Source organism: Emticicia aquatica (genome assembly GCF_923079645.1).
GTDB lineage: Bacteria > Bacteroidota > Bacteroidia > Cytophagales > Spirosomataceae > Emticicia > Emticicia aquatica.
Genome location: NZ_CAKLPY010000004.1, coordinates 29,805 through 51,811 on the forward strand (window position 1 = coordinate 29,805; position 22,007 = coordinate 51,811).

11 protein-coding genes are annotated in these 22,007 nt (G+C 34.4%); 3 read left to right on the top strand and 8 right to left on the bottom strand.

Annotation, left to right across the window (positions count from 1 at the left end; all coding sequences use genetic code 11):
• The first annotated feature begins 116 nt into the window (after positions 1 to 116).
• Both MJQ71_RS18185 and tamL read left to right on the top strand, forming a co-directional pair.
• Positions 117 to 5,015 carry a translocation/assembly module TamB domain-containing protein gene (locus MJQ71_RS18185; RefSeq protein WP_238808299.1) on the top strand — a complete coding sequence of 1,633 codons (4,899 nt, stop codon included), beginning with the start codon at positions 117 to 119 and terminating at the stop codon, positions 5,013 to 5,015.
• Positions 5,012 to 7,423 (top strand): translocation and assembly module lipoprotein TamL, encoded by a 2,412-nt coding sequence (tamL, locus tag MJQ71_RS18190; RefSeq protein ID WP_238808301.1) that lies wholly within the window; start codon positions 5,012 to 5,014, stop codon positions 7,421 to 7,423. Before MJQ71_RS18185 ends, tamL begins: the two co-directional genes overlap by 4 nt.
• Positions 7,424 to 7,499: 76 nt before the next feature.
• Here the strand turns inward: tamL and MJQ71_RS18195 are convergent, their stop codons facing one another.
• From MJQ71_RS18195 to MJQ71_RS18205, 3 genes are all read right to left on the bottom strand, one after another.
• A complete protein-coding gene (locus MJQ71_RS18195) occupies positions 7,500 to 7,805 on the bottom strand; it encodes a DNA-directed RNA polymerase subunit omega (RefSeq protein ID WP_238808302.1) in 306 nt (101 codons plus the stop codon).
• Positions 7,806 to 7,893: 88 nt separating this feature from the next.
• Positions 7,894 to 8,823, bottom strand: coding sequence for an outer membrane protein assembly factor BamD (locus MJQ71_RS18200; RefSeq protein WP_238808304.1), 930 nt, complete (start codon positions 8,821 to 8,823; stop codon positions 7,894 to 7,896).
• 118 nt (positions 8,824 to 8,941) lie between these two features.
• The gene (locus MJQ71_RS18205; RefSeq protein WP_238808306.1) at positions 8,942 to 9,730 is read right to left on the bottom strand and encodes a transglutaminase family protein; all 789 of its coding nucleotides are present in this window, start codon (positions 9,728 to 9,730) and stop codon (positions 8,942 to 8,944) included.
• A gap of 289 nt (positions 9,731 to 10,019) precedes the next feature.
• Between MJQ71_RS18205 and ppk1 the strand changes: the two genes are divergently transcribed.
• Positions 10,020 to 12,332, top strand: coding sequence for a polyphosphate kinase 1 (gene ppk1 / locus MJQ71_RS18210; protein ID WP_238808309.1), 2,313 nt, complete (start codon positions 10,020 to 10,022; stop codon positions 12,330 to 12,332).
• 18 nt (positions 12,333 to 12,350) lie between these two features.
• On the opposite strand, the gene MJQ71_RS18215 is transcribed toward ppk1, so the two are convergent.
• The 5 genes from MJQ71_RS18215 to MJQ71_RS18235 all read right to left on the bottom strand — a co-directional run bounded on the left by MJQ71_RS18215 (position 12,351) and on the right by MJQ71_RS18235 (position 21,723).
• Positions 12,351 to 13,361, bottom strand: coding sequence for a LacI family DNA-binding transcriptional regulator (locus MJQ71_RS18215; RefSeq protein ID WP_238808311.1), 1,011 nt, complete (start codon positions 13,359 to 13,361; stop codon positions 12,351 to 12,353).
• Positions 13,362 to 13,419: 58 nt separating this feature from the next.
• A complete protein-coding gene (locus MJQ71_RS18220; RefSeq protein ID WP_238808312.1) occupies positions 13,420 to 15,141 on the bottom strand; it encodes a CRTAC1 family protein in 1,722 nt (573 codons plus the stop codon).
• Entirely contained in the window at positions 15,138 to 16,448 is a 1,311-nt protein-coding gene (locus tag MJQ71_RS18225; protein ID WP_238808313.1) for a vanadium-dependent haloperoxidase, read from the bottom strand. Before MJQ71_RS18225 ends, MJQ71_RS18220 begins: the two co-directional genes overlap by 4 nt.
• Before the next feature lie 178 nt (positions 16,449 to 16,626).
• Positions 16,627 to 18,510, bottom strand: coding sequence for a RagB/SusD family nutrient uptake outer membrane protein (locus tag MJQ71_RS18230; RefSeq protein WP_238808315.1), 1,884 nt, complete (start codon positions 18,508 to 18,510; stop codon positions 16,627 to 16,629).
• Between the two features lie 15 nt (positions 18,511 to 18,525).
• Positions 18,526 to 21,723: a SusC/RagA family TonB-linked outer membrane protein gene (locus MJQ71_RS18235; protein WP_238808317.1), complete on the bottom strand. Its 3,198-nt coding sequence runs from the start codon at positions 21,721 to 21,723 to the stop codon at positions 18,526 to 18,528.
• Positions 21,724 to 22,007: the final 284 nt, after the last annotated feature.

A 22,007-nucleotide genomic window follows, 5' to 3' on the forward strand; every position in this document is an offset into this window, starting at 1 on the left:
TTTAATGGTTTATTGACATGTAAAATTGCGACAATTCATAATAAAAATCAAAATCTTCATGCTAAGTATTTACTTTCTACGTTAAAAGTAAACAGTTTTTTGACTAAATTGCATTAATGAAACGATTTCTCCGCATAATAGTTTGGCTATTAATCGGAATTTCTTTTCTTGTTGGGGGACTTTTCATCTATCTTCAATCTCCCACAGGGCAAGATTTTCTGACTAAAGAGGTTGTTTCGTACCTTAGGAAAAAACTACATACGAAAATTGAAATTGAAAAAGTCAGATTTGATATTCCTGACTGGATTTCTTTCGAAAATATCTATATCCAAGACCTTCAAAAAGATACGCTTATTGCTGGAAAACGATTGTATCTTGACATAGATATGATGGCTCTTTTACAAAATAAAGTAGTTATCAATCAAGTCGAACTCGAAAATATCCGTTTGAAAGTTAATCGTACACTTCCTGATACAGTTTTTAACTTTAATTTTATTCTGAAAGCATTTGATTCAGGAAATTCAACCCCTTCAAATGCTAAGCCTTTTGAAATTGGTTTAAAAAATATCAAACTCAAAAACATAAGTATTTCCTACAAAGACGCCGTTTTAGGTACTGATGCTGATGCGAACTTTGGTGATTTAACAACCAGTTTTGATAAATTTAACCTCGAAAAATCACAATACCGCTTCGCTGATATTAACGGAAATAATGGCAATTTTATTCTAAAGCTTTATCAACCTTTGCTTGCTTCAAAAAGTAAAGATTCAGCCAAAACAACAACTGATAGCCTTGATTTTAACTTCAAAAGTTTGAGTTTAACAAAAATGAATTGGCTTTTTGAAAGTGAAACTGATGGCATCAAAAATGGCGGCAAATTAGGTAAACTTGAAGCTGAAGGCGATAAATTTTATTTTGTTAATCAACAGATAAAGTTAAAAAAAATAAGCCTAGAAAATTCGGAAACTTTTGTAGCTTTTGCCAAAAAAAATCAAATTAAGCCATCGGTTACAGCTAAAAGCACACCAAACAATTGGCTCATTAATATTGATAAAACTCAGCTCAAAAATAACGCTATTCGCTACGACGATTTCAACGGAAATATTCAACCAAAAGGCTTTGATGCTTCACATATCAATATAAAAAAACTTGGTTTTGACTTAAATAACTTAATTTTTAGTCCAAAACAGATTTCAGGTCAATTAAAAAATACGACTTTTAACGAAAAAAGTGGCTTAGATATTAAAAATATCAGTACCAATTTTAATTATACCGATAAACAATTAAGTCTCAAAAAACTTTTGGTAAAAACACCCAATACAATTTTACAAGATGAACTTTCGATGCAGTACAATTCGGTGGAGGATTTCACTAAAAATCTTGGAAATGTTCGTGTAAAACTTAATCTTAAAAAAAGTCAATTAGCTGTCAACGATTTATTCATTTTAGTACCTTCATTGGCAGAAAATCCAACTTTCAAGGGAAAAGAAAACGAAATTATCAAAGCAGATGGAATATTGAGTGGAAAAGTGAATAATCTTTTAGTTGAAAAATTGGTGATTGATGGTTTTGGTGAAGCACATTTACAAGTAAAAGGACGAATTGTAGGTTTGCCAAATACCGACAAATTAGGTGTTGACATGGAAATCGGTCAATTAAGTTTAACAAAAAAAGATATTTTGCGAGTTGCGGGCGATAGTCTCATTCCAAAAAACATCGAATTACCTGAGCATTTGAGTCTGGAAGGCTCAATTAAAGGTAAATTACAGGATTTAATCATTGATGCCTCTGTTGATTCAGACTTTGGTGGTGGAGCATTCAAAGGAACACTAAAAAATATTACTGCAGATAAAAATCAAACTTATGATGGCAGAATCACATTGCAGCAATTTGACCTAGGAAAACTAACCAAACAGCCAGAAACCGTTGGAAAACTTACGCTTGATGCCACCATTAAAGGTTCAGGTTTTGACCAAAAAACGATGAATGCTGACGTTGTTGGTATTGCTCAAAAAGCAGAAATTCAAGGCTATGAATACAACAACTTAGCTCTTAATGGCTCTATTAAAAATCAAATCGCTGATTTTAAAGCATCAGTTAATGATGAAAATGCGAAAGTAAAAATTAACACACGAGTAAATCTTGCAGAAGAATTTCCCACCATCGAAGCAAAAGTGATGATTGATGAGTTAGACCTACAAAAACTCAAACTTTACACCGAAAATTTGAGTTTGAAAGGCAATATTGAGCTGAATATGGTTTCTACGAATCCTGAAAATCCTGTAGGAAATATTTTGATAAATAATGCCATTTTGAAAAAAGATGGACGTACAATTCCGCTAGAAAATGTTTATTTAGATATTAAAAACACCAATAATGTTCGAGATATTACACTAAAATCACCTTTCTTGAATGCACAAATCGACGGAAAATTTATTTATACACAACTCAGCGATATTCTTTTGACCGAAATAAATAAGTACTTCGCTTTACCTTCCATTCCTTATAAAACCATTATTACACCTTATGATGTAAAGATTACAGCCAAGCTTAATAATCATCCATTTATTCAAACTTTTGTAGCTGGAATTACTAAACTTGACACCATTCATTTATCAGCTCAAATTAATAATTTGAAAGATACAACTTTGCAAGCAACGCTTTTTGTACCTTATCTTGAATACGATACTTCGAGCGTTTCAAATGCTCAATTTAAGATTTTCGGTGCAAATAATAAAGCTTCATATCAAACTACTATTGCCCAAATCCTTTATGATGATTACAAATTTAGAGGAATTTCTCTGGGTGGCGAGGTTGTCAATAATGTGCTTTCAATGATGTTATTTGCCAAAGATTCACTCAATGTTAATCGTTATGGTTTTGCAGGAAATCTTCGTTCAATCGGAGATAAATTTAGGCTTAATTTTAGTAAAAAAGGAACGCTTATTGACTATCAAACATGGTTATCTGATTCAACTGGTTTCCTAGAATATAGCCCAAAAGGTATCTATATTAATAATTTTTCATTGGCACAAGACCGCCAACGAGTAAGAATTAATAGCAAAAGTTTTGAACCAAATTCGCCACTTAATATTCAAATTGACAGCCTTAATATCAAGCCTTTTGTAACTTTGTCAACACAAGATTCTACGCTGGCTGGCGGTACGCTCAATGGTACTTTCCAACTTCGAGATTTTATGAATACACCAGAGTTTACAGGAGATTTAGCCATCAAAAACTTTATCTTCACACAAATTCCGATTGGTAATTTAAGCCTTAACGCAGCAAATGAGACCAATGATAAAATCAAAGTATTAGCAACTATTTTGGGGAACAATAATGATATTCGTTTAGACGGAAATTATTTTTTAAAACAAAAGAAGCCGCTTGATTTCAAAATTAATATTAATAAAATTGGAGCAAAAACAATCGAGGCATTTAGTTTTGGTGAATTAAAAAATGCACGTGGAAGCCTGAACGGAGAACTTTACTTAAAAGGTGAGCCAAATAAACCAATTATTGATGGCGATATAAAATTTGATACAGTATCATTTAGTTTGGCTCAGCTTGGTTCAACCTATCGCATTCAAAATCAACATTTTAACTTCAAAAATAGTATAATTGCCTTCAATAAATTTACCATTGCCGACACACTCGGACAAAATTTATATGTCAATGGCAACCTCTATTTGCAAAACATTCCTGACTATTCTTACAAACTCAACATTGACACTAAGAATTTCATGGTATTGAACGGAAGTAGAAAAGACAATGATTTTTTCTACGGTAAAGGCTTCGTTGATGCTAATTTGAATGTACAAGGCATTGGCACAAAACCTGCCATTGACGGTATCGTGAAGGTAAAAGAAGGAAGCGATATTACAGTTTTACTACCAGACCGTGAAATCGATAAAGCCGAAACTGATGGCATTGTTGAGTTTGTTAATCTAAAAAATCCAAACATTGATAATATCGTATTAACTGATTCTACTCAACTTGCAACACCCTTTGATTTTGTTGAAGAAGTTTCACTTAATATCGAAGTTGATAATAAATCACAATTAACTATCATCGTTGATGAACTTAATGGAGACAACATCAAAGTCAAAGGAAATGCTCAACTTAACACAGGAATTACACCAAGTGGTCAGCCTTATGTACTTGGATTGTATGAGCTTTCTTCGGGAAATTATGATTTGTCTTTTCAATTTTTGAAAAAACAATTTGCCATTGAAAAAGGTAGCTCACTCCTTTGGACTGGCGACCCAATGCAGGCTCAAGTTGATATCACAGCGGTTTATAAGATAAATGCTGAAATACCCAAATTAGAAAATTTAGGAAAAGTACCGCTTGAAGTTTTATTAAAAATGAGTGGAAATCTCTCTAATCCTACAATTGATTTTGATATACGAGTTGATGCAAAAGCTCCTTCTGATATTACAGAAGCCATCAAAAACAATGGTTATCTTACAGAAACCAAACAAAATCAGGTAGAAATGAACAAGCAAGTTTTTGCTTTATTGATGCTCAACAAGTTTTTGGGTGAACAATCAAGCGATTTCTTTTCTGGAATAAATCCAGAAGCAATTGCCCGACAAAGTGTTAGTAAACTCCTAACCGACCAACTCAATTTATTAGCTGGAGACCTCATCAAAGGAATTAAACTTGACTTTAATCTAAATTCAACAACACTAAGTACTGATGCAGGAAATAAAGCAAAAACAGATTTGAATGTAGGCCTTAGTAAAGCATTTTTAAATGACCGTTTAAAAATTGCTGTTGGACGAAATTTTCAGCTTGAAAATACCACTGGCTCAGCCGCAACTTCTACCGAAATTGTCGATAATATTTCGCTCAATTATAATTTGAGTAAAGATGGGCGTTATTTATTTAGTGCGTATCGTAAAAATCAATATCAAGCCATTCTTGACGGTTTTGTGGTTGAAACAGGAGTAGCATTCACAATTACGCTTGATTATGAGTATTTTAAGGAGTTATTTGAAAAGAAAAAATGAGACAAATAAAATACATATTTTACCTTTTTGGGCAAAAGAAAACTATTCCAAAACCCCACTGGGAAAAAGGAATTATCGGTTTGCTAATTCTCATCCTTTCTTCATGTTCGGTCAGTAAATATATTCCTCAAGGTGAAAGTTTATACACAGGTGCAAAAATTAAAACTTATACAGATTCGAGTTTTACAAAAAAACAAAATCAAGCCATTAATGAGCAGCTAAAAACAATTATTCGTCCAATTCCAAACAGCACAATTTTTGGTTTCCCATACAAAGTTTGGTTTTATTATATTTTGGGTGAACCAAAAAAAATTAAAAGTCCACGACGATGGTTTAGAACCAAATTCGGTGAAACGCCAGTTCTTGCAAGTAAAAGAGCTGTTAATACTAACACCGAAATCATTAACAATTTTTTGAATAATGAAGGTTATTTCCGCTCGACTGCTTCTGGTGAATTAGTGATAAATGGTAAAAAAGCTGAAGCATTATATTTGGCTAATGTAAAACATAGATATACCATCAAAGATGTTCAATTTATAGTAAAAGACAGTTCTACTTTTGGTAAACATTTGCTTGAAACCAAACAAAACTCTCTGCTCAAAATCAATGAGCCTTACCGTTTTGATAATATAAAATTAGAGCGTGACCGAATAGATAAAGCCTTAAAAATCAATGGATTTTACTTTTTTCGTCCAGATTTTCTGATTGTAAAAGTTGATTCAAACCAAAATTCACATCAAGTAAATCTATTGCTTGAATTAAAACCAAACATTACACAAACTTCGCTCAAACAATACAGAGTTAAAGATATTTTTGTATTTGTTGATACCCAAGATAGTATTCGGAATGCCATTAAAGCAAGGCGTGGACTTCTAATTTTCGACCCTAAAAATTCATATAAAACCAAAATTTTTAATGATGCGATTGGTTTCCGAACGGGTAGATTTTATAGTAGCCAAACACACGATGCGTCACTTTCTCGGTTAATCAATTTACGGAATTTTAAATTTGTAAAAAACCGTTTTGAGATGGTCAATCGCTCCGATTCGGCTTTCATAAATGTTATTTATGACCTTACTTCACTTAGAAATAAATCCTTTCAAGCAGAATTGAACGGTTTGACTCGCTCAAATAATTTAGCAGGTACACTATTAGGCGTTAATTGGTCCAATCGAAATATATTTAAAGGAGCAGAAATCTTGAAAATTGGTTTTAATACTGGTTTTGACTTTCAACTCGGAGGTAAAATAAATAACAATGCCAATAGTTATTTTCGAATTGCTAGCGATGCAGATTTGACTTTTCCTAGGTTTTTATTGCCTTTTTATAAAGTTAGAGAAGGTCGGAATCAGGCTCTTCCCAAAACAAATATTAATATTGGCTATGAACGATTAATTCAAAAAGGGATTGGTCTTGCCGAAGATAGTTCTTATTACAAATATAATCAATATACAATTACGTCATTAAGAAGTTCGCTGAGTTATAGTTGGCGAAAAAATGCCACGACCGAACATAATTTTACGCCACTTTCTATCAATTTGATAAAGCCCAAAAATATCAGTGAAGAATTTGTAGATAAAATTTTGAGAAGTAATAATATTCAAGATTTGTTGCGTTACTATAAAATTTTAGAAACTCGTCTAATTTTGGGTGGCCAATATAATATCGTTTACACACCTAAACAGCCTCTCAATAGTAAGCAATATTTTTATCTCAATGCTGGAATTGATATTGCAGGAAATATAGCTGGTCTATTAGCCAATAATAAGAAAGCAACATCTAAAGAGCTTTTTGGAATTTTATACGAACAATATGCTCGTTTTGATGCTGAAATGCGTTATTATTTAGATTTATCGCCAAATATTCGTTGGGCAAACAGAATGATTTTAGGCTACGGCTTACCTTACGGAAATTCATTGAGTTTGCCTTATCAGGTAAAACAATATTTTGTGGGTGGAAGTAATAGTATTCGGGCATTTTCTGCTAGATCTCTTGGTCCTGGAAGTTTCAATATTGCTGCCGATTCGATGGCAATATTTACAAATGCTTACGGCGATATTAAGCTTGAAATGAATACAGAATTACGAATAAAATTTAGTCAGCTCATTAATTTTGCGGCTTTCATTGATGCAGGAAATGTGTGGTCAGCAAAATATAATGAAAACTCATTTTATACTGAAGAGGGTGTTTTTGGCAAAAAGTTTTATAAACAATTAGCCGTTGGTGGTGGCTTAGGGCTTCGATTAGACTTCACTTATGTAAAACTAAGGTTAGACCTTGCCACACCTTTCCGAAAGCCATGGCTGCCCGAAAAAGAGCGTTGGGTGCTGAATCAGTTTCAACCTTTTGTAAAGGCTTGGAGAAAAGAAAACCTTATTCTAAATATTGCAGTTGATTATCCATTTTAAGATTCTTATATACCAAAAAAGCAGTTGAGACTTAACAAAGCTATATCTCAACTGCTAAAAGTATAATTATCTGAAATTATTCAGCGTCTTTCCAACGGTATTCTACTTTATCTTCAATAAATTCTTCCAAAGCAACAGAAGTTGGTTTTGGTTGACGCTCATAAAATCTTGAGATTTCGATTTGCTCACGGTTCTCAAAAATTTCTTCTAAATTATCAATATTTGAAGCAAATTCGCCCAATTTTTGGGTTAATTCTTCTTTTGTTTTGATTGCAACTTGTCTTGCACGTTGCGAAGCAATATATACCGACTCATAAATATTGCCAGTCTTTGCAGCAATTTTATCTAAGTCTCTCGCAATTATTGAAGGATTTACTGCCATAATTTTGATTCTACTCCCAATTTCAAAGGAGTATTTGTTTTTTTATTATTAATTTATTTTTTGCAAACTTCCTCTTTAATCAAATAGATTAAGGATTACTTTTGCCAACTTTTTCATCTTTTTTTGCTGCTTCTTCTTTCTCTTTCGCAACTTTAGCCGCTTCTTTTTCCTTTAATTCTTTTACTTCTTTTTCGTATTTTACAGCTTTTTCTAATCCTTTAGTTGCACCATCATACACTTTTTCAGCCTGTTTGATATACTTACTTTTTGGGAAAACATCAATAAATTCTTCATAAAATTTAAGTGCATCAGAAAAACGCTCCCTTTGTTTGTTTTCAAAGCTTACTGTAGCTAAGTCATATTGAGATTGTACTTTTAAGTAAGATAATTCTTCTATATATTCAGAATCAGGAAAATCTCTTTGAAAATTATCAATCGCAACAACTGCAGCTTTGAAATTCGCAATCGTCACACCACTCGTTTTGTAATACAATTTTGCCTTTTCGTAAGCTTTTTCTTCCAAACGGTGTCTCAAATCTTTCAAATCTTGATTACAGCTTTCTGCATATTTACTATCAGGATATGAATTGATGAATGTTTGCAATGCTTCAATCGCTGTAAGGGTACTAGTTTGGTCAAGATTATAGTTCGGAGAATCCTTAAACATTGAGTTTGCATACATATAAAAAGCTTCTTCTGCCATCGGGCTATTGGCATACGTTGCATAGAAACTTTTAAACAAATAAGCACTCATACTGTATTGCTTTTGCTGATATTGTGCATAAGCATTATAAAACTGTGACTGCTCGGCAAGTGAGTCTCCTTTCAACAATGGAATTATTTCTTCAAAAAGAATACCAGCTTTGTAATAATCTCCTTTTTTATAATAATCATTGGCGGCTTTATACTTTTCTTCGGTAGTACCTTTCTTTTGTAGTTTCATAAACTTGCTTGAACAAGCCGATAACAACAAAATACTAACAAACAACAGGGCGATATGGGGTCTTTTTAAAAACATGGGTGCAAAGATAATAAAAATGCTACGCTTTTTTAACGAAATTCATAGCTTAATTATTTCTATTTATTTAAATAGTTGATTTTTTCTAGAAAAAGCTTCTTCACAAGCGAAATTTTGCTTAGCGAATCTCTGCTGCTGTAACTGAAACTTGCATATCACACAGCATTATATTACCAAATTGAGTTGCAAATGCCACATCGCTTGCATCTCGACCATAAGCAAGTACCACCCGATTGCCTTTTGGATGTTCTTGCGTGGCATCAAAAGTAAACCATTGATTTTCAAGATAAACTTCAAACCATGCGTGTAAATCCATTGGTTCGAGGTTATAAAGATACCCAACCACCATTCGGGCAGGAATATTTATTCCACGACAAAGAGCAATACATAAATGAGAAAAATCTCGACAAACACCAATTCTACTCTGATTTATATCACATGCCGACGAAGAAGACGAACTGTAACCGTATTCATAAACAACATTACTCCTAACCCAACGCCTAATTGCCTCTACTTGTTGGTATCCTAATGGAAGATTTTGTGTAATATCTGCTGCCATGAACGAAAACTTATCCGATTCGCAATAACGACTTGGCAATAAATAAATGAGCGTATGTGCTGGGAGGTTTTCGACTGGAATAAAATTTGCCCTAAAATTCACATCAATAGTATCACTCGTTTCGACTAAGGCGGTTGTTGTAATAGTCAAATTTCCGATTGGACTATGGATTCTTTGGCATAAATTTCCATAAATATCGCTATATTCGGTAAAGGTGATATTGGGTGAAAGCAAAAATTGTTCTTCGATTACTTGCTGACCCGAACCACTTTGTGGACGAAGCATCAAAACTAAAGGGACATTTTCTTGAGATTCATAGTTGAGTTGGCAAGCAATATTTAATTTCATTAGTTTCAGGAAAATCTTTTTGTAAAGATAACTCTTTTTGTACCACACTATGGGTTATATAAAACATTATTTAATTAAACCCCTTTTTTATTGTAGAAGATCTCTTTTTTATGAAGAAGCAAATATCACCTAATATATGATTATTCATCAATAGGAAATTCATAATAAAGCTAAAAAAGAGACTTCTTTTCTCATAAAAATACAATTTTACAAAGTTAAATTATTGTTAAATCCTTGAATATTTCGGCATTTTTAGCTTATTTCGCACAAAACAGTTTGTTATTGAGCGATGAAGGAAAATGCAAAAAATACCCCAACTGACAAAGGCTCGAAAAGTAGCCTTTTTTCGTTTTTAAATGGCTTAGTCGCACCGACCAAAGATAATGAAACAAAAAGTAAGTCAGAAGATTCTAAAATCAACCGTTACGCTGATAGTATTGAGCAATCAAACTACCTCAGTCGTGATTTGAGTTGGCTCAAATTTAATGAACGTGTACTTGACCAAGCCCGTGAAAAAGACCTCAACTTGTTTGAAAGGTTAAAGTTTTTGGCTATTACGGCTTCTAATCTTGACGAATTTTTTACAGTTCGACTAGGTAGTTTGTATAATTATTTAGATTTCAACAAAGAACGAATTGATTATTCTGGACTAAGAGAAATTCCTTTCAGAAAGGCATTGATGCTTTCTGTTAAACAATTTTGTCAGGAACAAGACCGAATTTTTAAAGAAGAACTAACACCGCTTTTTCCTGAATATAAATTCAGAATAACAAAAGTTAATGACCTCACCAGCAATGAATTAGACGAAGCAATTGCGTATTTTGATAATACCATCTACCCAATGCTTACGCCCATGCTTTTTGACCATACGCATGCTTTTCCAGTTTTGATTGCTAAAACTTTGATTTTTGGCGTCGTAACAGATGCTAATCGGTCAACACTTTTTCCTGACGATAGTGAAAATAAAAAAATATCATTTGTACAGATTCCAGGAAATTTGCCTCGCTTCTATTCAATTGAACGTGGAGAAGAAATTTTGTTTTTACCGATTGAAGAGATTGTTCGACATGAAATAAAAAAATTGTACAGAAATGTCGAAATTCAATCGGCAAATCTTTTTAGAATCGTCAGAAATGGAGATTTTACACTAGAAGAATCTGATGATATTGAAGCCGATTTTGTAGATGAAATTAAGCAAAAAATCAAAAGTCGTAGGTTGGGTCGAGTCGTACACATGGAAATTGAACCAAACGCCAATGAATGGATGCTAACAATGCTCCAAAAACGCTTTGAGATTGACAAATACAACATCTTTTTTGATGAATTTTTGATTGATTATACCTGTTTATGGCAAATTATCCGTCATCCCGAATTTCAAGAAGATATAAAACCAGTTCATCCACCTATTTCTCCTTTGCGATTGAGGGACAAAAATGCTGATATTTTTGAGGTTATTCGTGAGAAAGATTTATTGCTTCATCATCCTTACAACAATTTTGAACCTGTCTTACAACTTATCGAAAAAGCAGCCGAAGACCCCGACGTTCTTGCTATTAAACTAACGATTTATCGTTTGGCAAAAAAATCTAGGGTTACGCAAGCACTCTTAAAAGCTGCCGAAAATGGCAAACACGTATCTGTTTTGTTTGAAATTAAAGCTCGTTTCGATGAAGAGAACAATATCAGAGAAGCAGATCGATTACAAAGAGCTGGTTGCTTTGTAATTTATGGTATCGGTTGGTATAAAACGCATACAAAGTTGATGTTGATTGTACGAAAAGAAGGCAATAAAGTAACTCAATATGCACATTTAGCTAGCGGAAATTATAACGAAGACACAGCCAGACTTTATACTGATATTGGTTTACTGACAAGTAATCCAACTTACACAAAAGACATTTCAGAGTTTTTTAATGTAATTACAGGACATTCACAACCAGCCGATTATCATAATCTTATCACTTCGCCACGTGATATGAGAAATAAACTAATCGAAATGATTAGAATTGAGGCCGAAAACGCCAAAAATGGACTTCCAAGTGGTATTTGTATCAAACTTAACTCGGTTGAAGACCAATTTGTGATTGACGAACTTTACAAGGCATCTCAAGCAGGTGTTCGCATCAAAATGATTGTTCGAGGAATTTGCTGTTTACGTCCTGGTCGAAAAGGATTAAGCGAAAACATTACCGTTCGGTCAATCGTTGGTTTATTTCTTGAACACGCCCGAATCTTCTATTTCCATAATAATAATCAACCAAAATTATATGGTGGAAGTGCCGATATTATGGTTAGAAGCTTCGATAAACGTATTGAGTCATTGTTTGAAATGGTTGACGATGAAGTAAAACGTCAAATCATGCACATTCTTGATTATAACCTGCGAGATAATGTAAATTCATACGAACTACAAGAAGATGGAACTTACAAAAAGGTAGTTTGTACACTAACACCCGATGACCAACCGTTTGACATACATCAGAGATTCTTTGAAGTTCGTGAAAAGGAAAGCGAGCCATTCAACTTATTTGACAATATTGTTAAGGTTGATGACAGCAAAGAAACGCAAGAAAACGAAGAGCAATTGACAATCGAAAGTTGATTTATTTTGGGCACAAAATCAGTGAATAATGAGTTTTGTACCCAAAATAATTTCTTGATGAGGAGGCATTTCTTCTGATGGGTTTTCGATGATACTCATCAATAATTCGGTGGCTTTTACGCCCATATTGTACGCAAATTGTTCAACAGAAGCCAAAGGTGGATTATCCAAATAAATGGTCATTGGTAAGTTTGCAAAACTCACAAAAGAAATATCTTTATTGGGCACAATACCTTTTTGTTTACACACTTGCATGGCATAAAGTGCCAAATAATCATTAAAAGTTAGTATGGCTTCTGGTGGTACTTTTAAGGCAAGTAGCTCTTCCATTTTGCAAATACTATCTTCTTTTGACAAATCAGTGGATTTGATATAGCTCGGTGATGTTTGTAGTTTAAACTTTTTAATGGCCATTAAATAACCATTCAAACGTTCATCTGAAACTTCAAAATTTGAAGGCCCATTCAGCAAAGCAATCTTTGTTATTCCTCTGTTAATTAAAAATTCAACTGCTTCAAAAGCACCTTCAGTTATGCTACAACGAACTTTATTTGCCTCAAGATTTCGAGGAACACGGTCGAAAAAAACCAGTGGAGTTCCTAAGTTTTCTAGTTCTTTAAAATGGCTATAATTGGTTGTTTCAGTTGCCACTGAAGCAATTACCCCATCTACTCGACTATTTCTGAATGATTTTATAGCGTTTTCTTCCCTTTCAAATTTATCACGAGATTGACTGATTACAACGTTATAACCTTTTTGCAAAGCAACATCCTCGATACCCGAAATAGCCATTGAAAAAAACTCTTCTTGTAAATGTGGCAGCAGTACTCCAATGGTAAATGTTCTGTTTTTTTTCAAAAAAATCGCCGCTGGATTTGGCACATAGTGCAATTGTTTGGCAACTTTCCAAACTTGTTCTCTTGTCCGTAAACCAATGCGAGGATTATTTTGCAAAGCTCTCGAAACTGTTGAGATAGAAATTCCCAGCTCTTGGGCTATTTCTTTAATTGTTACTTGATGTCTTTGCATAGATTAGTGTTATTGATGACCAGAAAGAAAAATTTATGACATTGAAAAATAGGTAATTTTACTTTTTCCGAGTTTTACGCCAAAAATATAAAATTCCAATCAAAACTATTAATCCAACGGCAGCCCATTTCACAATCGAAAACAAACTTAAATGTTTTTCTTCGGTGATAATCAACGTTTGATTTGCTTTTTGATGTTTTAAAACCTGTTTATTTCCTCCTGTCCAATGAATAATAATTTCCTCGATTTCGGTTGCATTTCCTACACCAAAGTGGGCAAAAGAAGTATTTTGAGATAAATGACTTGAACCACCGCCATCAATTTCACGAATTTGATGTTTTCCATTGACCACAATTTCAATTTTCGAGCCTAATCCATGCGACTCTGCCTCAACACCTTTCAGAGCAATTTTTATCCAATTCCCTTTTGTTTCATCATTCCGTAATAATCTTGTTGTTGATTCAACTGGATAGCCAGCCAAAACTGGTTTTTGATTCACTACCAAAATATCTAAATCTCCATCGTTTTCTAGATCAAAAACAACTGAACCTCGTCCAATTCCGTAGTCACTTACCCCTTTCAAACGACCTTTTTCTTCAAATCTGACGCCTAAATTATCAAAATAATAATCACCCATTGGTACACAATTCGGATTCAAATCTCCGTTGGCCACAAACAAATCAAGGTCTCCATCATGGTCAAAATCGGCAAAGTTTGCTCCCCAACTAATCGTAATATACCCCATTCCTAACTCACGAGATTTCTCAACAAATGGTTTTCCTTTACCAGCATTTACCATAAACTTATTGAATCGAATATTTGTGATAAAATAGTCCATCCAACCATCATTATTATAGTCACCCACTGCGGTAGCCATCGAATTTATTTTCAAATCCATGTTCGTTTTTTTACCAACTTCTTCAAATGAACGCCAAGGGTAATTATTTTGATAGAGCAAATCGGGAGTACGTTTATAACCAAAATCATGATTTACAAATAAATCTTGATCATCATCATTATCAAAATCAGTAAAAACGCCTCCAAAACCAAACCCTTTATGATTCATTCCATAATCTTTATAGACATTTTTAAAGGATTTTCCTGCTTTATTCAAAAACAAATAACCTTCGGTAATTTGATTGGCACTCACAATCATGGCATCATTAATTGTGCTAAGGTCACCAGGATATTCAGTAAAATAATTTCCAACATAAAGGTCTGGATAGCCATCCGCATTAAAATCGCCAAAACTTGCACCTGTGCTAAATGAATTAAATTTATCTAGTCCAAAATCTTTTGTTGCCTCCCGAAAAGTATTATTTCCATTATTGATATACAAGAGATTAATGGCTCTTGGAATGATTTTTTTTGTTCCTTTTGAAGTAATTGTCGTAATATATAAATCAATAAAACCATCCCGATTTACATCAGCTGCTGCAGCTCCTTGGGTTATGAAACCTTTAGTTGCCAATAAACCAGATTTTGGATAAATATTAGTAAATGAGCCATTTTTGTTGTTGAGATAAAGCACGTCATCGGCCATTCCACCTGCCAAGTAAATATCATCAAACCCATCATTATTGATGTCAAAAACACAAGCTCCACCGCCTAAAAAGCCTTCAAAAACTTGAAATTGATGCTTAATTCCGGCTTGCTCAGTAATATCTTTAAAAGCCGTTTGGGCAAATGAAATAGTAGTCTGACACAAGAATATCACAAAAATCTGAAAGTAAACTGTATTTTTCACTTTAAAATAACTATTTATTTGATGATTTTTCATTTCTTCCATTTCAATTGGTTAATATTTTCTGCAACAACTTTTCCTTTTTCTAAACCTGCTTCATTGTCTTGCGGCACATGAATTCCACCATAAAAACGTGAGTTTGCAGTTTCTTGTGCCACTTGCCAAAATGAGTCAAAGTGTCTTTCTTTAAAATCTACATTTCTTAATTCATCTCTTTTTCGGCCAACATGGGCTTTATCGGTAAAAGAAAACTTTTCGCCGTACAAATCACTTAAAATTGTTGCTGTTGTAGCCGCCTGAATAGCATGACCCGACGGAAACGCAGGAAATGGCGGGTCAGGCCAAAAAGATTCCCAAAATTTATCAATATGTTGCGGAATAAAAGTGTTTGGTCTTTCTGTAAAAAATTTATATTTCCATTTCCAACAATTTGTAAAAGCATCGGCTACGCCCATTCCTACTTTTGCATAAGTCTCGGCACATTTGATTAGGTTAGGATTTGCTTTTTTTATGACCACAGTTGCCAAATAATAAGAATGCCCTGGTGGAGTAAAAGTTTCATCTGGGTCATCACCCCACCAAATAGCTGCTTCTTTTTGGGCTTGAGTAAGGCTTTTTTCTTGCTGATATACGGCCAAAAACTGTTTATAATAGGCAGAATTTGGCAATGTATCATAAGGAATTACTTTAGGGTCTGAAATTTCGTGGTTCTTTTTCAAGAAAGTACGATTTTCTCCCCAATGTGGGTGTAGCGGAAAATGGCTAAATGACTGTCCATATAAAGGCGGTTTCCAAGAACCGAGTTTAGTTGGATAAATCATTTTTTTGTCAAAATTTTTCAAATAAGCACGATGTCCTCCATCCGTTTTTGACCATTCAAAAATTCTGGATGCAATTGCTTTTCCAAAAGTTACTGACCTATTTATTAATTCTTTATCTTCATTTTTTGTAGAATATTCTTCAAAAATTACTTTTTCTAGCGAATCAATTTTGAGCTTATTTAGGTCAGAAGTTTGGTTGTAAATATTTTTTAGTATCAAAGCTTGTGCGGCATTGAGCGATAATTTCCAGTCATATTCTTTTCCAATTTCAGGCTTAGGAAGGCTATCAAGCCCATCCAACTGCCCTTCAAGAGATTGATAGTTTGAATCAATATTCACAACAGATTCGTACATTGTTAGTCCGATATAACCTAAGCATCTTGACGAATAAGTAGGTGAATTAGACGGAGTATTTTTAGTGATGAACAAAGTCATATCTGCCCATTTGGTAGCTAAATCTTGGTCAGTTAGCGGTGTTTCTTTTTTGCAACTAATCAGTAAAATAATTAGTATAACAATCATATAGACTTGGGATAGACGCAAATAATTCCTTTCCATGCTGGCTAAACAAATGATAAAAGAGGTTAGTATTGAAGCCGAAAATTACTCAAATATTTTTAAAATAGTCTTTAAATTTAAAAATCTACCCCAAAAAGGAGTAGATTTTTAAATTACTTTTTGAAATTAAATCAAACGAATTTTACTGAGCATGTCCAGGATTCTGAACTAACTTAGTATTACGCTTAACTTCATCTCTACTTAAAGCTCTATAATACATTTTATCTGTCCATTTACGGGTTTCATTCGAAGTATTATCTTCTACTGTATAAACATAGTTATAAACAGATTTATCGTATTTATAAGTTTTAGGAGCTTTTGCACCAGGTTTTAATCTAGCATCAACGTTGATTGATTTGATACCTCTACCAACAGTAGTTGCAGGAATCATCCAACGACGTGCATCATGGTAGCGATGCTCTTCATATACTAATTCTATACGTCTTTCATTACGAAGTCTGTCTCTCAAAGCAGTTCCTTTATCTGATACGGCAGGCATACCTGCTCTAAATCTGATTTTGTTAATCCATTTAGTGGCTTCTGCCTCGTCGCCAGTTTCGATACAAGCTTCAGCATAACTCAAAGCCATTTCAGTATATCTGATAAACGGCCAAGGAATAACCTGAGCTGAAGATTGGTTATCTGCTAACGCTGGATTTGGGTCGATGAATTTTCTTGTATAATAGTGCGTTCTACTTCCGTTCCAGTTTTCAACTGCAGATTCTCTTGTATCAACGCCATTAATTTTGCCACCATTACCATCATCATAATATCCAGTTTGGATTTGGTTGGCTGGGTCAATTGCAGCTACATCAGATGGTCTTGGTTTCCAAGGAGCACCATCGTAAAGAACAGTTGCATAGAAACGAGGATCTCTGTTATCATAAGGAGCTTCTTTGTGTTCTTTATTACTCCAATCAAATTTAGAACCATCCATCATTTCATAGTCATCAACTAAGTTTTGGATTGGAGTATTTCCAGCCCAGTTATGATAACCGTTTGGTCCGTTATTGATACCATAGTGAATACCACCTAAAGGCCAGTTATCTTCTTGCGTGTAAAGAGCCGTATGCGTACGTTGTAAAATCAATTCAGTAGCTGCCGAAGGGTCACCTACTGCACTTTGACCACCCAATGCAATTGACATATAGTTATTTTTACCTTCATCTGCCGATACTGGGCCAGATAAGTTCATTTTATAACCAACACCTGCATCAAGAACTGCTTTTGCAGCAGCTTTAGCGGCATTCCATCTTGCAGCACGGTCGCCTGATGGATAAGCAATTAAATCTAAATTAGAATATCCAGCTAAAAGGCTAGATTTAGCTTTTACAGTTGGGCCATCATGCAAATCACTTGCTGCATAGAGCAATACACGAGCTTTTAGAGCCATTGCTGCTAATTTTGAAGCTCTACCAGGTGTGGTAGCTTTTCCATCCAACATTTTGATTGCGTTGTCAAGGTCGCTTGTGATAAATTTCACACATTCGTCATACGTATTACGAGGTGCTGAGTAATCTTCATCTAAACCGTAAGGTTTACTGATAAGCGGAACACCACCATAAAATCTAAGCAATTGTTGGTAGTAATATGCTCTCAAGAAATAAGCTTCACCAATCAATTTTTCTTTCAATGTTGCATTATTGAAAGTAGCTTTTGGAAGATTTTCAAGAGCAACGTTAGCTTGTCTGATTGCTAAATACATCGTTCCCCATCTGTAGGTATCACTTTCCCAAGCTAAGTTATTTGGGCTTTCAGTACCTTCTGTAAAAGTGTTGATATTTCTACCTGCGTGCGTAAACATCGCCTCATCAGTATAAGCTGCTAAAGCTTGCTCTTCAAAACCACCATATCCTAAAAACGAATAAACGTTAAAGATAAATGCTTCTGATAAGGGACCATCAGCCCAAGTTGCAGCACTTGATATTTTATCAAGCGGCTTGGTATTTAAAAACTCTTTATCACACGATAAAGCAAATGCCATCACGATAGCTATCAGGCTTGCTTTTAATTTTATATTCTTCATTTTTTTTATTTCGATTTAGAATGAAAGACTTAAACCTGTATTGATTACACGAGATTGAGGATAATAAACTCCACTTTGAGCAGTAGCCTCTGGGTCAAACACCTTATTTTTATCAATAGTAAATAGGTTCAAACCATTTACATAGAGTCTTACGCTTCCTAATTTAACTTTATCTGTAAAAGTACTAGGAACAGTATAACCTAATTCTAAGTTTTTCAAACGAATATAGTTTTTGCTAAACAAATAGTAAGTGTTATTACCATAGTTTCCACCTGTGTAATAGGTATCACCTCTACTTGCCAAACGTGGGTCAGTGCTACTTGGATTGTCAATTGACCATCTGTGGTCATAAGAGTATTTCAAGAAGTTACCAATATCACCAGATTCTGTTTGAATACGAATAGCTGCACCCGAAGCACCTTGAAATAAAATATTCAAGTCAAAGCCTTTGTATTTTACATCTAAAGTTGCACCGAAGTTAAACGTAGGTGTATCGTTTTGGTCTAATCTAACACGGTCATCACCAGTGATTTTTCCATCACCATTGTAATCCACAAACTTCATATCACCAGGGATAAGTTTTGAAGTAACCGCCGAGTAATCAATTTTATTAGCATCAATCGCAGCAGCATCTTTAAATACACCATCAGATTGATAAACTAAATAACTATTGATTGGCTTACCTTCTTGTAATTGGTAACTTGGAGCACCTGGAATTTCATCCATAAATACTACTCTATTTTTAGCATAACCTCCGTTTAATCCAGCTCTGAAAGTCAAAGCATTTGATGGTTTGCTATTAAATCCAACGTTGAATTCAAATCCACGGTTATCTACTTTTCCTGCATTTACTGGAGGCAATAAAGAGTTAATACCTGATGAAGAAGGAGTTGAACCAGTTTTTTGAATCAAGATTTGGTCTCTTCTATTGTAGAAATATTCCAAAGTCAAATCAATTTTACTGTTCAAGAAAGTTCCATCTAAACCGATGTTGTAATTATTTGCTCTTTCCCAAGTAAAGTTAGGGTTAGCCAAAACTGTTTCTTTCAAAGTAGTTACAACTTGGTTATTGATTGGATATTGTCCAAAACCATAAGTTGACAAATAAGCATATTCTTGCAATTGGTTGTTGTAATATACTTGGTCATTACCCATTTGCCCGTAAGATGCACGTAGTTTTAAGTAATCAATACCTGGTACTTTGAAGAAACTTTCATTTGAAAGGTTCCAACCGATTAATAAACCTGGGAAGAAACCAAATCTACTTGCTTCAGGGAAGATATAAGAACCATCATAACGATAGATACCTTCTACTAGATATTTTTCTTTATAGTTGTATTGTAAACGACCATAATAACCCAAACGAGCTCTGTTATATGCACTACCATCAGTATTTTGTTGAAGTGAACCACCCGCAAAAATTTGGTCAATTGCAGGAGAGATATAGTTTCTTCTGAATGCACTGAAGTTATCACCAGCAAAAGTTTCTTTTGTTACACCCACTAAAGCTGAGATATTGTTATTTGCACCAATTTTCTTGTCATAAGTCAATGCTGCACTCAAGTTAGTATTCAATACTGAACGATAACTTTGTGTCAATCTTGGGTCACTGAAGTTCGAACGAACAGCTCCTTCTAACTTTGGTGTTACGCCATCAGCTTCGTAAGATTGTTTATCCCAATAATAAAGAGACCAAGGTGTTTGCCATGTTTTGGTTACGCCATTAGTTTTATCAACTGCAGCCGATAAGCTCAATTTCAAACCTTCAATCCAAGGATTCGTGATATTTACACCACCATTTGCTTGAATATAATCTGTTGGAGAATCTTGGTAACCGGTTGCATTTGTTGTGATAACGTATGGGTTTTGACCATTTTCAATATCTGGACCTGGTTTTCCGTTCGGCCAAACTTCTGGCTCAGTTGGACGACCACGCATTAACATTCTGAAGATTGATCCAGCACTCTCAGTTGGATAGCGACGATTCTCTCTTCTTACCATTATACCTAAGTTGGTATTGATGTATTTATTTACTTTCGCATCAAGATTTGTTCTGAAACTGTATTGTTGGTATCTAGTTGCAGAATTTTTGTAATATGCGTCTTGGTCAACATAACCCAAAGATGCCATATATTTAACGGCTTCTGTACCACCTGATAATTGTAAGTTTTGGCGAGTTTGTGGCGACCATGTTTTGAATGCATCACCAAACCAATCTGTATCTGGGTATTTCCATGGGTCATTTCCAGCAGCATAACCTTTTACAGCTTCTGGGCTGTAATTAGCACTTAATGAGCTTATCCCAGCCGTTGGAGATTTGTAAACACCAGTTGTTTGAATTGCTTGCCAAGCTGAAGACCACTCTCCCGCTGGGATTGATTTATAAATCGGCAATTCATTCATAATTGCTGCATACTCAGATGCATTTGCCATTTGAGGTGTTCTTGCAGGTTGAGAAAAACCTTGATTGAAATCATAAGTAATCGTAGGCTTACCAGATTTTCCTCTTTTTGTTGTTACTAAGATTGCACCGTTCGCTGCTCTAGCACCATAAATCGCCGCTGAGGCATCTTTCAATACTGAGATTGACTCAATATCACGTGGGCTTAAACGACCTAAACCACCATCTCTGTCAGGAATACCATCAATTACAACCAATGGGCTACTGTTTCCAAGTGTGTTAGTACCACGAATTGAAATTTTAGCACCATCATTACCTGGCTCGCCGCTTGTTTGAATAACAACCAAACCAGGAAGACGACCAGCCAATGAGTTTGAAATATCAACCGCTGGTGATTTAATTAATTTCTCGCCTTGTACTGCAACAACTGCACCTGTTACAGTTACTTTTTTCTGAGTACCATAACCAACTACAACTACCTCGCCAAGAGCCTTGGTATCTGTTTCTAAGCTCACATCAACAACAGAACGGCCATTTACGGCTACTTCTTTTGTCAAAAAACCGATGTATGAAATCACCAATGTGGCATTTTTACCTGCCGAAATTGTGTAATCGCCATTAACATCAGAAATACCACCAACATTTGTACCTTTTACTAATATACTTACGCCAGGTAAGCCTTGCCCTTTGTCATCAGACACTTTGCCTTTGACGCTTTGTGCAATTGCATTAGTAAAGATTGTAAAAATAAACATCAACAAAAGAAAATTCACTTTCCTATTGAGATGAATACACCGAGTAGAAATAATCATAGTTTTAATTTTAGAATTGTTAAACAATTAAAAGTTAGGAAATAAAAACAATAATTTATTGAATGCTAGCATTCAATACTGAACACGCAATCACAATAAAATATGCTTTGCAAAACAACTTTGTGTATAGAGAAACTCAAATAACAGGCTGTAAACATGGCATAAAATACTTTTAGCAATATAATCAATATAAGCTTTGATGTATGCAAATTGCAATAATAGTATAAACAATACAAGAAATTCTTGGACTATTCATGTCAAAAATTGACTAAATTGGACAGTGC

Excerpts from the sequence above, each read along its gene's own strand:
- MJQ71_RS18185 (WP_238808299.1), top strand. The coding sequence starts at position 117 with ATGAAACGATTTCTCCGCATAATAGTTTGGCTATTAATCGGAATTTCT.
- tamL (WP_238808301.1), top strand. The coding sequence starts at position 5,012 with ATGAGACAAATAAAATACATATTTTACCTTTTTGGGCAAAAGAAAACT.
- MJQ71_RS18195 (WP_238808302.1), bottom strand. The coding sequence starts at position 7,805 with ATGGCAGTAAATCCTTCAATAATTGCGAGAGACTTAGATAAAATTGCT.
- MJQ71_RS18200 (WP_238808304.1), bottom strand. The coding sequence starts at position 8,823 with ATGTTTTTAAAAAGACCCCATATCGCCCTGTTGTTTGTTAGTATTTTG.
- MJQ71_RS18205 (WP_238808306.1), bottom strand. The coding sequence starts at position 9,730 with ATGAAATTAAATATTGCTTGCCAACTCAACTATGAATCTCAAGAAAAT.
- ppk1 (WP_238808309.1), top strand. The coding sequence starts at position 10,020 with ATGAAGGAAAATGCAAAAAATACCCCAACTGACAAAGGCTCGAAAAGT.
- MJQ71_RS18215 (WP_238808311.1), bottom strand. The coding sequence starts at position 13,361 with ATGCAAAGACATCAAGTAACAATTAAAGAAATAGCCCAAGAGCTGGGA.
- MJQ71_RS18220 (WP_238808312.1), bottom strand. The coding sequence starts at position 15,141 with ATGAAAAATCATCAAATAAATAGTTATTTTAAAGTGAAAAATACAGTT.
- MJQ71_RS18225 (WP_238808313.1), bottom strand. The coding sequence starts at position 16,448 with ATGATTGTTATACTAATTATTTTACTGATTAGTTGCAAAAAAGAAACA.
- MJQ71_RS18230 (WP_238808315.1), bottom strand. The coding sequence starts at position 18,510 with ATGAAGAATATAAAATTAAAAGCAAGCCTGATAGCTATCGTGATGGCA.
- MJQ71_RS18235 (WP_238808317.1), bottom strand. The coding sequence starts at position 21,723 with ATGATTATTTCTACTCGGTGTATTCATCTCAATAGGAAAGTGAATTTT.